The sequence below is a fragment of the Pseudomonas sp. DCB_BI genome, from assembly GCF_026240995.1.
Classification (GTDB): domain Bacteria; phylum Pseudomonadota; class Gammaproteobacteria; order Pseudomonadales; family Pseudomonadaceae; genus Aquipseudomonas.
Genome location: NZ_JAPFCG010000040.1, coordinates 1 through 12,601, shown reverse-complemented (window position 1 = coordinate 12,601; position 12,601 = coordinate 1). Strand labels below are relative to the sequence as shown.

Below are 12,601 nucleotides of genomic sequence, written 5' to 3'. Positions count from 1 at the left end.
AGGCGTACGGCTTCTTCCACGGCGATTTCGCAGAAGGGGTTCATGGACATCTTGACGTTAGCAAGGTCGACGCCGGAGTTGTCCGCCTTGACGCGAACCTTGACGTTGTAGTCGACCACTCGTTTGATTGCGACCAGCACTTTCATAGGCAGGGATACTCTGTGTTTGAGCAATGGCAACGAATGAAGAACACGGGGGTCAGATGACCCCTGAATTGCGCAGTTGCTGAATACGTTCTTGGGGCAGGCCGAGTTCGGCAAGGATGCCTTCGCTGTGCTGGCCCAGTGCGGGGACCGGGTCCATGCGCGGTGCATAGGCGTTGCTGGTGGCCGGCGGCAGCAGGCTGGGCACTGATCCGGCGGCAGTGTCGATGCGACGCCAGCGGTCCCGGGCTTGCAGTTGCGGGTGGGCCCAGACACCCTGCATGTCATTGACCTTGGCATTGGCGATGCTGGCCCCATCGAGGCGCCGGATCACGGTGTCGAAGTCCAGCGCAGCAAAGGCCTCGACGATCAACCCGCGCAGCGCATCGCGATTGGCTACGCGTTTGAAGTTGGCGCTGAAGCGCTCGTCTGCGGCCAGCTCTGGCTGCTGCAGCACCTGTTCGCAGAACAGCTGCCACTCGCGCTCGTTCTGCAGCCCCAGCATGACGGTGCTGCCGTCGCCGACCGGGAAGGGGCCATACGGGTAGATGGTCGCATGCGCCGCGCCCGCACGTGGTGGTGGTGCGGCGCCCTCGTAGGCGTAGTAGAGCGGGTAGTTCATCCATTCCACCAACGCCTCGAGCATCGACACTTCCACCTGGCTGCCGATGCCGGTTTTCTCGCGCAGGAGTACCGCCGAGAGGATGCCGGTGTAGGCATACATGCCAGCGGCGATGTCTGCGATCGAGTTACCGGCCTTGGCCATCCCGTCTTCGCCCGGCCCACCAGTGACCGACAGAAAGCCACCTTCGCTCTGGATCAGCAGGTCGTAGGCCTTTTTTTGTTCGTAAGGGCCGCCTGCGCCGTACCCGGAGATATCGCAGACGATCAACCGGGGGAAGCGCGTGTGCAGCGCCTCGAAGGTCAACCCCAGGCGCGCAGCTGCACCCGGTGCCAGGTTCTGCACAAGCACATCAGCCTGTTCCAGCAACTGATCAAGGATGTCGCCGGCGATCTCCTGCTTGAGGTCCAGGGCCAGGCTTTCTTTGGAGCGGTTGGTCCACACGAAATGCGAGGCCAGGCCGTTGACACGCTGATCGTAGCCCCGGGCAAAATCGCCACTGCCAGGGCGCTCCACCTTGATGACCCGGGCGCCCAGGTCGGCTAGCTGGCGCGTGCAGAAGGGCGCCGCGATCGCGTGCTCGAGGCTGATGACTGTGATCCCGTCAAGGGGGCGGATGGACTGGCTCATGGTGGTCGTCTCTCTTGTTATGGCAAGCCCTCGTGGGTAACGGGGGGCAGTCCGGATCAGAACGAGCGTGGCAGTTCCAGCAGGTGTTCAGCCACATAGGACAGGATCAGGTTGGTCGAGATGGGCGCAACCTGGTACAGGCGGGTCTCGCGGAACTTGCGCTCGACGTCATATTCATTGGCAAAGCCGAAGCCGCCGTGGGTCTGCAGGCAGGCGTTGGCGGCCTCCCAACTGGCTTTGGCGGCCAGGTACTTGGCCATGTTGGCGGCCGCCCCTGCGTTGCGCCCGCTGTCGTATTCGGTACAGGCGCGCCAGCGCATCAGGTCGGCGGCTTCGATCTCGATGTGGGCTTCCGCGATGGGGAACTGCACGCCCTGATTCTTGCCGATTGGCCGGCCGAACACCTCGCGGTCACGGGCGTACTGGCTGGCTTTCTCGACAAACCAGCGGCCATCGCCGATGCATTCGGCGGCAATCAGGGTGCGCTCTGCGTTGAGGCCGTCGAGGATGTAGCGGAAGCCCTTGCCTTCTTCACCAATCAAACTACTGGCTGGGATTTCCAGGTTGTCGAAGAACAGCTCGTTGGTCTCGTGGTTCACCAGGTTGGCGATCGGCTGCACGGTCAGGCCGTTGCCGATGGCCTCGCGCAGGTCGACCAGGAAAATCGACATGCCATCGACTTTTTTCGTCACCTCGGCGAGCGGGGTGGTGCGTGCCAGCAGGATCATCAGGTCTGAATGCTGCACCCGCGAGATCCACACCTTCTGGCCATTGACCACGTACTTGTCGCCCTTGCGAACCGCAGTGGTCTTGATCTTGGTGGTGTCGGTGCCGGTGGACGGCTCGGTCACGGCCATCGATTGCAGCCGCAGTTCGCCGCTGGCCAGTTTGGGTAGGTAATAGCGCTTCTGCTCGTCGCTGCCGTTACGCAGCAAGGTAAACATGTTGTACATCTGGCCATGGATGGTGCCAGAGTTGCCGCCGCAGGCATTGACCTCTTCGAGAATGACCGAAGCCTCGGCCAGGCCCAGGCCGGAACCGCCGAACTCCTCGGGAATCATCGCCGACAGCCAACCCTCGTCAGTCATGGCCTTGACGAAGGCTTCAGGGAAGCCCTTTTCCTCGTCGATCTTGCGCCAGTACTCGGCCGGGAAGTCGCCACACAGGGCACGCACCCCCTCGCGAATGGCGTTGAGTTCTTCATTGCTGTTGTTGTCGTGCATCATCATTCTCCTGGGTGGGCCGGGCCGGCAGCGTCATCGTGGTTCGGCGGCCGGCCGGCCCTGTAACACGGTCAGATAGGCGCAAAGCCCAGAGCGGCGCGGAAGCGGTTCTTGATGTAATAACCATCGCGCGGCGGCAGTACGCGGGGTGGGTTCTCAGCCTTGATTTTCACCGTCGCCAGCTTGACCCCGTCACGGTTGGCGAAACGCTCGCGCAAGGCATGCACACCGTCCATCTCACGAATTTCCTGAGTCCAGGCGAAACCGCAGGTGTTGGCAACCTGGTCCAACTGAATGCCGAAACCGGCGTGGCTGACCTGCATGCCTGTCTCGCCGAAGTGGCCGTTGTCCAGTACCACGATGGTCAGGTTCTTCGGCTGTTGCAGGGCAACGGTGGCCAGGGCACCAAAACCCATCAGCAGTTCGCCGTCACCGGTGACCACCACCACGCTTTTGTCTGGCTGGGCATTGGCAAGGCCCAGGCCTACGGTGATGGCGCTGCCCATGGCGGCCCAGAGGTAGTAGTTGTTGTCGTGATCGCCCGCCGCCATCACATCATAGGAGGCAGAGCCCAGGCCGGTGACCACGAGCACATCGTTGCGATCGGCCAGCAAGGTACGGACGACTTCACGGCGGCACAGCACGTGATTAGCGCTTACTTGACCCATTTCTTTTCTCCGATCAGACGCTGGCCAAGCAGCAGGGCGGTGGCGGCATCGCCATTGAAGGCCATGGTGGCAGCGCCGTGCAGCAGGGGGGCTACGTCCTCTGGCTGGTCGGCGCGCCAGGTCATCACCTTCATCAAGTTGAGGGAGGCTTCGGTGGCTTGGCCCATGGGGTTCTGCCAGGCGTTGAACTCGGCCCAGTCGCCACGCATGGTCACCACCATCAGCAGCGGGAAGCCGGCGCAGTTCTGCAGGGCAAGGGTGTTGATGCAGTTGCCGACGCCACTCGACTGCATCAGCAGGGCGCCGCGTTCGCCGCCCAACCAGGCGCCGGCCAGGTAGCCGATGCCTTCTTCTTCGGTGGTCAGCACAACGGCCTTGATATCGGGGTCCGCGTAGGACATGCGGATGGCCGCCGAGTGGCCGGCATCCGGGACGAACACGACGTGCTTGACGCCGTGGGCCTTGAGAACGCGGAACACGTCCTCTTGCCAGTTCTGTTCAGCTTCTTGTGATGACATGGGGTCTCTCCCGGCAGTGCTGCTTTTGTTTTTCCTCATCATGGGGGGAGTTGCCGTGCACGACGACTACCGTTTTTTTCTTTGAGATATGCCGTTGCGGCATAGGTCGGCTCATGCAACGGCAGGTCGACGCTCGCTGCGACCGCTCGCCGCATAGGGTCAGGCATGGCTCGGGCAGGGGAAGCTGGCGTTATAGAAAGCGGGCATAGCTGATAGACACCAGCAGCGCTTATGGGGCATCGGCGAAGACGTTAGGTTGTCGACTCGATCGCGGCCGAGCCGCAGTCGAATCAAAACAACAATAAAATTGGGGGTCGTCGATGTTGTTTCGTTACCTGCGCACGCTCGTCGGGTGGCTCACTACAGAGCCGCCATTGGCCGATACGCCATCCTCACCATGCCGGTTCCGGCACCTTGCACTGTCCTATTTCGTTCCGTAATGCACTGCCCAGGCAGTGTCGGATCTTATTGCTTGAATACAGGTGCTCAATGAAACGCAGACTACCGTTGGCGGGCTGGATACTGCTGGCCATGTTTCTCGGTGTGGTGATCGGCTACGTCATTTTTCTCACCAGCCCGGACAAGGCCGCCGCTGCCCATACCGCGGGCTACATCTCGGTGATATCGGATGTGTTCCTCAGGCTGATCAAGATGCTGATCGGGCCGCTGGTGTTTTCCACCCTGGTGGTTGGCATCGCCCATATGGGCGACGCTGGTGCGGTAGGCAGGGTGTTCGGCAAGGCCATGATGTGGTTCATGACAGCCTCGCTGCTGTCGCTGGCGGTCGGCTTGATGATGGCCAACATTTTGCAGCCGGGGCTGCACCTGGCACTGCCGCTGCCGGACGCCAGCGAAACCACTTCGCTGCAGACCTCGGCCTTTACCCTCAAGGCCTTTGTCACCCATCTGGTACCCAGGTCCTTCGCCGAGGCCCTGGCCAACAACGAAATCCTGCAGATCGTGGTGTTCTCGCTGTTCTTCGGGGTCGCCCTGGCGGCGCTGGGCGAAAAAGCCAAAGGCCTGGTGCGCCTGACCGATGAGCTGGCGCAGGCCATGCTGCTGATCACGGGCTACGTCATGAAGCTGGCGCCCTTGGCAGTGATGGCGGCCATGGCCGCAACGGTGGCGGTCAACGGCTTGTCGATCCTGGCTACGTTCGCGGTATTCATGCGCGACTTTTATCTGGGCTTGCTCTTGCTCTGGGTGTTGCTGGTGCTGGCCGGCGCGATGTTCCTGGGCCGGCGGGTGTTCGCCTTGCTCGCACTCATCAAGGAGGCGTTCCTGCTGGCGTTCGCCACCGCCAGCTCCGAATCGGCGTATCCAAAACTGCTTTCGGCACTGGATCGGTTCGGGGTCAGCCGCAAGATTTCCAGTTTCGTGATGCCCATGGGCTACTCCTTCAACCTGGACGGTTCGATGATGTACTGCACCTTCGCCGTGCTGTTCATCGCCCAGGCGTACGGAATCGAGATGACCCTCAGCACCCAGATCCTCATGCTGCTTACCTTGATGCTGACCTCCAAGGGGCTCGCCGGGGTGCCTCGGGCATCGTTGGTCGTGATTGCCGCAACCCTGGTGCAGTTCGATATTCCTGAAGCGGGGCTGCTGTTGATCCTGGGGATCGACACCTTCCTCGACATGGGGCGCTCGGCTACCAACGCCGTCGGCAACTCGATCGCCACTGCGGTAGTGGCCAAGTGGGAAGGGGAGCTGCAGGAACCGGACGCACAGCCGGCGAGCCCACGCGCCACTGACCCGGAAGTAGAGCGTTCAACAGCTTGAGGTCGGCGCTTGGCGGGCACTGGAAACCTGCGGGCGACTGCAGCGGGTGGAACAGGGCATTCATCCGTGCGGCCACACGTGTGTGGCCAGCCCGAGGGGTTCGCATGGGGTTCTAGCTGCTATGCTCAAATGCTATAGCTGGCGCCAGAGGCTGTCTTTAGACTGTCAAACACGCCGTTTCAGAGGCGCTCCTTTCCTTGCCAGTGGTTGACCGATGGACGTAACGCAACTCAAAACCCTGATCCACGTGGCTGAACTGGGCAGCTTGAGCAAGGCGTCGGACCGGCTGCATGTCGCACAACCGGCATTGAGCCGGCAAATACGGCAGTTGGAAAAGGAGCTGGGTGTTTACCTGTTCGAGCGCCATGGCCGTGGGATGGAAATCACTGCGGCGGGGCTCGAGGTGCTTGAGCGGGCCACCCGCATCATGAACGAGCTGGAGTCCATTCGTACTTCGGTCGCTGGCGGGCGCGCGGCCTTTCGCGGCATGGTCGCCATCGGTACCACGCCGACGATCGCCGAGATCGTCACCGTGCCGCTGGTCAAGCGCATCTGCGATACCCACCCGGACCTCTCCATTCGCTTCTCATCGGCCTTCAGCGGCTACCTGCTCGACTGGTTGCAGCGCGGCGAGCTGGAGTTGGCCATCTCCTACGATCCACAGCCGCTGCATACCCTGCGCATCGAACCGGTGATGATGGAAAACCTTGTGTTGGTCGGCCCTCCCGATTCCGGGCTGACCCTCGACACGGCGATCCCTTTCGCGCAGTTGACCAGTGAACCGATGGTCCTGCCCAGCCCCCGCCATGGGCTGCGCAAGATCATGGACCAATGTGCCTTGGAGCGCGGATTCAAGATCACCACCAGCGTCGAGGCGGATTCGTTCGGTGCGATGATCGACCTGGTCCGGAATGGCTTTGGCTACACGGCATTACCCTTGGCGTCGATCTACTCGCGCTTGAATGACGGCACGCTGTGCGCCGCACCGCTGGTCGACCCCACGCCCATGCGCAAACTGGTGTTGGTATTGCCCGCCGACCGCCAGGTGAGCCCGGCAACCCGCTATGTCGGCCAGACCTTCGTCGACATCGCCTCGGAATTGGTGGCCGAAGGCATCTGGGCAGGGCACATGCTCTGAAGCTGCAGCCAGCTATTCAATCGCGGCATAGCTGCTAGAGGGCAGCGGGTCTGGCCGCTCCCCAGACGAGGGCGTAGTTTTGCTCGGGAATAAAAGTCAGTGCGCTTTCGCTGACTTGTAAAATAATAGATCCCAGAAGGTGCCACTCATGATCCGCGTTCCATCGCCCTGCCTTTCACCGCTTGCTATCTCCCGCCACGACTCCACGCCGATCCATCGAACGTAAACCAACGCTGTCGTTCATGCCTTGCGTTTGCCCAAGATCTGGAGTTACCCATGCACGCCAACAATAACAATCCCGCTGCGCCTGATATCCGCAACCTGACCAACCGCCAACGGATACGCGCCATACTCGGTGCCTGTTCCGGCAACCTGGTGGAGTGGTACGACTTCTTCATCTACGCCTACACTTCGATCTACTTCGCAGCCCTGTTCTTCCCCCAGGGCGACCAGACCACACAGTTGCTGGCGACCGCCGGGATTTTCGCCGTGGGCTTCTTCATGCGCCCCCTGGGTGGGTGGATCTTCGGATACCTGGCCGACACCCGTGGTCGCAAGTTTTCCATGATCATCTCTGTGTTCCTGATGTGCGGCGGCTCGCTGATGATCGCCCTGCTGCCCACCTACGAATCCATCGGCATGGCTGCTCCAGTGCTGCTGTTGGTTGCCCGCCTGATGCAGGGGCTTTCGGTGGGTGCTGAATATGGCACCGGGGCCACCTACATCAGCGAGATTTCCCGCAAGGGCAAGCGCTGCTTCTTTGGCTCGTTCCAGTACTTCACGATCATTGCCGGCCAACTCCTGGCGCTGCTGACGGTGGTGGTGCTGCAGAATGTGCTGCCGCTCGAAGATCTCAAGGCCTGGGGCTGGCGGATACCGTTCTTCATCGGTGCGGTCAGTGCACTGGTGGTGGTCTACCTGCGCCGCTCAATGCTGGAGACAGCCCATGCCCAAGGCGCGAAACACAAGGAAGCCGGCTCGATCAAGGCGCTGATGAAGCACAAGAAAGCCGTGCTGCTGACCATTGCCATCACGGCTGGTTGCTCGCTGCACTTTTACACGTTCTCTACCTACATGCAGAAATACCTGGTGGTGTCGGCCGGCTTCGACCCCTCGACGGTCAGCTTCATCATGACCGCCGCGCTGGTGGTGTTCATGTGTCTGCAGCCGGTGTTCGGGATGATCGCCGACCGGATCGGCTCGCGTAACAGCATGATTGCCTTCGGCCTGCTGTCGAGCCTGTTGATCGTGCCGTTGCTCACGGGCCTGAAGAGCGTCAGTAACCCTTACGAAGCCTTCGCGCTGGTTATGCTCGGGCTGCTCATTGCAGCGTTCTATACGCCGGTGACCGGCGTGCTCAAGGCTGACCTTTATCCCGCCACCGTGCGCGCACTGGGGGTGGGCTTGCCTTATGCACTGGGCAATGCGCTTTGCGGCGGTACAGCCGAGTACGTGGCGCTGTCGTTGCGCGGGGCGGGGGTGGAGTCGTACTTCTATTACTACGTGGCGGCCATGAGCGCCATTACCCTGCTGGCAGCCGTGCTCATGCCAGACTTGCGCAAGCATGGTTACCTGGATGGCACCGGCGCGGTGGAGGAGCACACCGGCCTGCGCAGCGGCCCTGCGTACTCCAACGCTCGGGGCTGAGCCCCGGCCACGCAAAAGCCGGGTCTGCATGCAGCCCCGGCTTTTGTTTTCCCATCGCACTCGCTGGCCACCCGATTCCCGCCGGTAGAACGGTGTTTTAACCTCAGAGCAGGATGTAGTCGCTGTATTGACGCAGCCCGCCATGTGCACCTTCGATCAAGTGCACATAACGCCCGCCCACCAGGTCGACTGGCAGGCAATCGTCTACCTCCAGTACTGCATCGGTATGCGGCTTGAGCCAGCCTGCCTGCATGCGTTGCTTGCCCAGTTGCTTGGCCTGGGCCTTGTCCCTGGCCACTATCAGCAAGTAGCGGTGCGCCTCGCCAAACACCTGCGGCTCGTAGCCGCCCAGGTTGATGAAGAACAGCCGCGGATCATCCGGGCCCGGCGCGAGCTGGCTGAATGTGACACGGTAGCGATCGATACCGTCGACTTCCAGCCACGAGTCGATGTGCAGGCCCGCACGGCTGCCGAACCAGCCTTCGCGCAGTTGCGGGTATGCCTGCTGCAGGGAGTTTGCCTGCGCGAACAGCACGTCGTGTACCTCGATACTGGCCCGGGGGTGGCGGCCACCGAGCATGACTACGTAGAGCATGAGCAATTCCTTCTGGGGGGGGACGCGTTCCGGGAGAGTGTCAGCGTTGCTTTGACGGGCAAGGCGGTGAGGCTGACCTGACTGTTTTTCGATACCGACCTGGACCGTGACGTTGTCTGCCAAGGAGTAAGCGTCACGCTGCACCACGCTGAGGGGTTTGGGTGCGCTGGCGAGTTTCAGCGTCACTGGCCATGTGATCGAAACGGGTTCTTCAAATCCGTTGAGAGCGTGTGGAGTTTGCCAGCCAGATCGGCATGATGCCGCCCTATTTTTCACATCTGGATAGATTCTCCAGCGTGACGTGTGGTGCGCTGACTTTGGTCCGGGGGGTGATACGGGCAGGGCCGAAGGTTCATAGCTCTCTCCGTCCGCCCAGCACCGAGCGGCTCAAAGACTGTCAGGGTCGCCAAAAAACATTTGGACTGGGCTCTAGGGCGGTACTTCTGACTAAAAAAAACAGAAATATACCCGCAAAAATACCCTCGATACCCGCTAATGGATGCGCGATCGAGATCGGCGATTTCTGACAGGATCGAGGTGGCGCACACTGGATTTCAGTGTACCTCCATAGTGGGATCGCCGGAAGCAAGGAGGGTCTGTGTCTATCGGCCCTTATGTCACGAACGAAAGCTACCCACCCATTGCCGTTGAGGCCAAACAGTGGATGTCACCGTCTACGCGTCTCACTGATCGGCCAAGCCTAGGTACTGATGCAACTGCTCTCCAAGAACCTCGAACGCCTTTACGATCCTGTTGATTTTGCGCAGGTCGTTGTGCATCGCGATCCACACGTCTACCTCGAAGCCAAAATCGTGTGGCAGCACATGTACCAGGCCGTGGGATGTTGCTATTTGCGTCGGGCAGAGTCCGAAGCCCAAGCCGGCTTTCAGAGCGGCCAGTTGAGCAAGGTGATGATCCGAGGAGATGGCGAAATGCTGGTCGGCATTGCACAGACCAGCGTCGACCAACCGACGCAAATCTGGGGAGCGTCTGTCCGGCCCGATCAGCGGGCGCTGGCGCAGCGACAGCAGGGAGGCTGGATTACCGTACCTCTCCAGGCACCCGGCACTGGCATGGATGCCAATCTGCAAGCTGCCGACACGCCGCGCCGTTATATCCGCTTCATTGGGCCGTACCAGCCGCACCGCAACATCGGATTGCAGCCTGGCGATGTCTTCAAGGGCATCGCTTATGCTCAATTCAAGTTTGAGCCCGGGGTGTTCATAATGGAAAGGGCGTAGCAGATCGGGCAGTACCTCGACACCCAGCAACTCTCCACAGGTCAATCGAATCGTACCGTGATCCACCGACGCTTCTGAGCTGGCCATGCGGTTGAAGGTTTGCGCGGCCAGATCCATGGCCTCCACATGTTCGATCAGGCGCTGCGCTCCGCCGGTAGGCGTCAGACCAAGAGGTGTGCGGGTGAACAGGCTCACACCGAGAGCGTGTTCAAGGTGGTCGAGGCGCCGACGCGCGGTGGCCTGTGCGATACCAAGCAACTTCGCCGCGCCGCTCAGGCTGCCAGAGCGCAACACGGCGAGAAATACACGCTGACTTTCCCATTCAATGCCGCTCATACATTTTTAGCCAACAGTTGCTCCTAATTTGATCTTCTGCTCGAGCCCGTGAACAGCGATCATGCGCCCACATTTTTCCAGGCGTCATTGTAAGGAAGCAACGCATGAGAATCACCGGTCAGTGCCGATGTGGGCAAGTCACCCTTGAGATCGTGGCGCAGCAATTACCGCCGCTGTATGCCTGCCACTGTTTGAACTGCCAGTGCTGGAGCGGCAGTGCGTTTGGTTTGCACATGCTGACCGCAGTACGCACGAACCAGACCACTAAGTCGGCACGCCGTACTGAGCAATATTCATGACGCACTTGGTGGTCTGATGTGATCGGGTGTCCCAAAAACGTCGCGGGCAGCTCACCACAGATGATTGCGTCGCAGATACACTCAAGGTGCTTCTGTAGTGCAGGCCACTGCGGAAAATGCTTTCGCAGACAACCCGGTTGGGACACGTCGACACGCAATATCTCGTCTTGGTAGTCGGCAAGACCACACCACAAAATTGCGGCATCAATCGGGTGGTAGGAGCTTCTGATTGAAATCATGGCACACAGCCTCCAGCTGCGTTCATCCTAGAATCGCTGGCGGAGGCGTGGATGCAGGCCCCCTGTCAAGCGAGCCGGGTTCCGACAATCATTTTCGGATCCAATGTTGGTGACAATGGTTCCAGGGGTTTGTTCCGGTTTAATCAGGGGCTTGCGACAGGTTTCGACGCGATTCCTCCTTGCATCGTTTCGCTCTGAAAGCGTCGCACTAATACTCAGAGCAATTGTGAGCAGTCTGGGGGCGCGGGGAGGTTAGTCGAGCGACGCGGAGCGATATGTGGTCTCGAGCATCGCACCGATGAGCATGTTGTGGATGACTTCAGAGGCGGCGGACGGGATGATGAATCAATTCAGTTGCGCTCACCATGGGCCACGGGCCGCGAAGGGATACTGCTTCCGCGCGGACGGCAGGGGGTACAGGCCGCAGCAGAGCTGATCGATTCACAACTACGAGTAGTTATAGTTGCGACCCAATGCCTATTTATCCTCACTCTGAACCGGCATCGCCTGCTCGACCTTTTCACTCCCTGAGTCCGTGCAATGAATTCGTCCAGTCACCATTTCAGCCATGTAGTACGTCATCGTCGATCCATGCGCGAGTTCCTGCCGCAGGCGCTGGGCATCGACTCGGAAATTTCAATGCTTTTTGGTATTTCTTTCGGCTATGCGGACCGAGCTGCAGTTGCCAATGACATTAACGTAGGTCGAATTCCTTTTCTCAAAGCTTAACCTTAACCTTCCACGGTTAGAGTCGGCTCATCTCGACGTCCGATCTTCTTTCCGAGCGTCGCTTTCGAGAGCAGAAGGTTACGTTCTTGGCGTAATCAATACCTGAGCGACGCTCAGGCTTGCCTCGCTTAAGTCGAGCATGTGCTAGCGAGTGATTAAACTCCTATGAGCTTTAGTCTGCCATTACGAATAATTTGACTCGGAGTTACCTTCGACGATCACGTGGCAAACCAGAGTTTCCGCAGATCGTTAGCCAAACTGATTGGAGAAATCCTATAGGGGTTGTAAAGGATCGTCATGTGGTTCAGGCCGAGGTTGATGTCTTCAATACCCTTGATTGTTTTCAAGACCTTTCTTTTGATCCGCGTGAGCTGATCCTGAGCCGGCAAGTTGAAATTTTTGGCGGTTACGTCGAAGTGCAAATAGTTACCCCCGGGAAAACAGATCTTCGGAGTAGGCAGCGGGCTCGCATTCATGTTGAACCTCCTAGGTTATGCAGGCGATGGGGCCATGCAAGTGACCCCATCGCCACAGCCAGATTTAGCGGTGGCTAACCACAACCGCTGGGTTATCTACGGGTCCAGGGGTTTGCTTAGCCCAGATACCCTGGTCGATATTCACATCCTGAAAAGCACTAGCGGTCAGGACTGGTTCGGTAACACCCGGCGGTTGCAGGAGCTGAGTGCAACACGGTTATTGAATTAAAGCTGGAGCATCATGCCGCATAACCAAGGCTTCCTGCATCACCTCGCCCATGACTTCGATCGGGCACTTGAAATCAAAGCGTTTAC

The 12,601-nt window shown here is 59.8% G+C and carries 11 protein-coding genes and 1 pseudogene; 4 read left to right on the top strand and 8 right to left on the bottom strand.

Annotation, left to right across the window (positions count from 1 at the left end):
- The 5 genes and pseudogenes from OO258_RS27105 to OO258_RS27085 form a co-directional block, all read right to left on the bottom strand.
- Window positions 1-146 (bottom strand): annotated as a pseudogene (locus tag OO258_RS27105) (electron transfer flavoprotein subunit beta/FixA family protein); the annotation flags it as partial.
- A 52-nt stretch (window positions 147-198) separates the two neighbouring features.
- Window positions 199-1,395, bottom strand: a complete 1,197-nt coding sequence (locus OO258_RS27100; RefSeq protein ID WP_180688121.1) for a CaiB/BaiF CoA transferase family protein — start codon at window positions 1,393-1,395, stop codon at window positions 199-201.
- A 56-nt stretch (window positions 1,396-1,451) separates the two neighbouring features.
- Window positions 1,452-2,618: an acyl-CoA dehydrogenase family protein gene (locus OO258_RS27095; RefSeq protein WP_180688120.1), complete on the bottom strand. Its 1,167-nt coding sequence runs from the start codon at window positions 2,616-2,618 to the stop codon at window positions 1,452-1,454.
- 71 nt (window positions 2,619-2,689) lie between these two features.
- Window positions 2,690-3,286, bottom strand: a complete 597-nt coding sequence (locus OO258_RS27090) for a thiamine pyrophosphate-dependent enzyme (RefSeq protein ID WP_266034944.1) — start codon at window positions 3,284-3,286, stop codon at window positions 2,690-2,692.
- Window positions 3,274-3,804 carry a thiamine pyrophosphate-binding protein gene (locus OO258_RS27085; RefSeq protein WP_266034941.1) on the bottom strand — a complete coding sequence of 177 codons (531 nt, stop codon included), beginning with the start codon at window positions 3,802-3,804 and terminating at the stop codon, window positions 3,274-3,276. Before OO258_RS27085 ends, OO258_RS27090 begins: the two co-directional genes overlap by 13 nt.
- A 489-nt stretch (window positions 3,805-4,293) precedes the next feature.
- On the opposite strand from OO258_RS27085, the gene OO258_RS27080 reads away from it, so the two are divergent.
- The 3 genes from OO258_RS27080 (at window position 4,294) to OO258_RS27070 (ending at window position 8,371) form a co-directional block, all read left to right on the top strand.
- Window positions 4,294-5,586 (top strand): dicarboxylate/amino acid:cation symporter, encoded by a 1,293-nt coding sequence (locus OO258_RS27080; RefSeq protein WP_266034938.1) that lies wholly within the window; start codon window positions 4,294-4,296, stop codon window positions 5,584-5,586.
- A gap of 214 nt (window positions 5,587-5,800) precedes the next feature.
- The gene (locus OO258_RS27075; RefSeq protein WP_266034936.1) at window positions 5,801-6,724 is read left to right on the top strand and encodes a LysR family transcriptional regulator; all 924 of its coding nucleotides are present in this window, start codon (window positions 5,801-5,803) and stop codon (window positions 6,722-6,724) included.
- A 276-nt stretch (window positions 6,725-7,000) separates the two neighbouring features.
- Window positions 7,001-8,371, top strand: coding sequence for an MFS family transporter (locus OO258_RS27070; RefSeq protein WP_266034934.1), 1,371 nt, complete (start codon window positions 7,001-7,003; stop codon window positions 8,369-8,371).
- A gap of 103 nt (window positions 8,372-8,474) precedes the next feature.
- On the opposite strand, the gene OO258_RS27065 is transcribed toward OO258_RS27070, so the two are convergent.
- Complete coding sequence (locus OO258_RS27065) at window positions 8,475-8,966, bottom strand: DUF1543 domain-containing protein (RefSeq protein ID WP_266034932.1); 492 nt, start codon at window positions 8,964-8,966, stop codon at window positions 8,475-8,477.
- 683 nt (window positions 8,967-9,649) lie between these two features.
- Complete coding sequence (locus tag OO258_RS27060; RefSeq protein WP_266034929.1) at window positions 9,650-10,543, bottom strand: LysR family transcriptional regulator; 894 nt, start codon at window positions 10,541-10,543, stop codon at window positions 9,650-9,652.
- 1,129 nt (window positions 10,544-11,672) lie between these two features.
- Between OO258_RS27060 and OO258_RS27055 the strand changes: the two genes are divergently transcribed.
- The gene (locus OO258_RS27055; RefSeq protein WP_266034926.1) at window positions 11,673-11,810 is read left to right on the top strand and encodes a hypothetical protein; all 138 of its coding nucleotides are present in this window, start codon (window positions 11,673-11,675) and stop codon (window positions 11,808-11,810) included.
- A gap of 218 nt (window positions 11,811-12,028) precedes the next feature.
- Here OO258_RS27055 and OO258_RS27050 read toward each other — a convergent pair whose 3' ends face one another.
- On the bottom strand, window positions 12,029-12,286 hold the full coding sequence (locus OO258_RS27050) for a carboxyltransferase domain-containing protein (RefSeq protein ID WP_266034922.1): 258 nt from the start codon (window positions 12,284-12,286) through the stop codon (window positions 12,029-12,031).
- Between the last annotated feature and the right edge of the window lie 315 nt (window positions 12,287-12,601).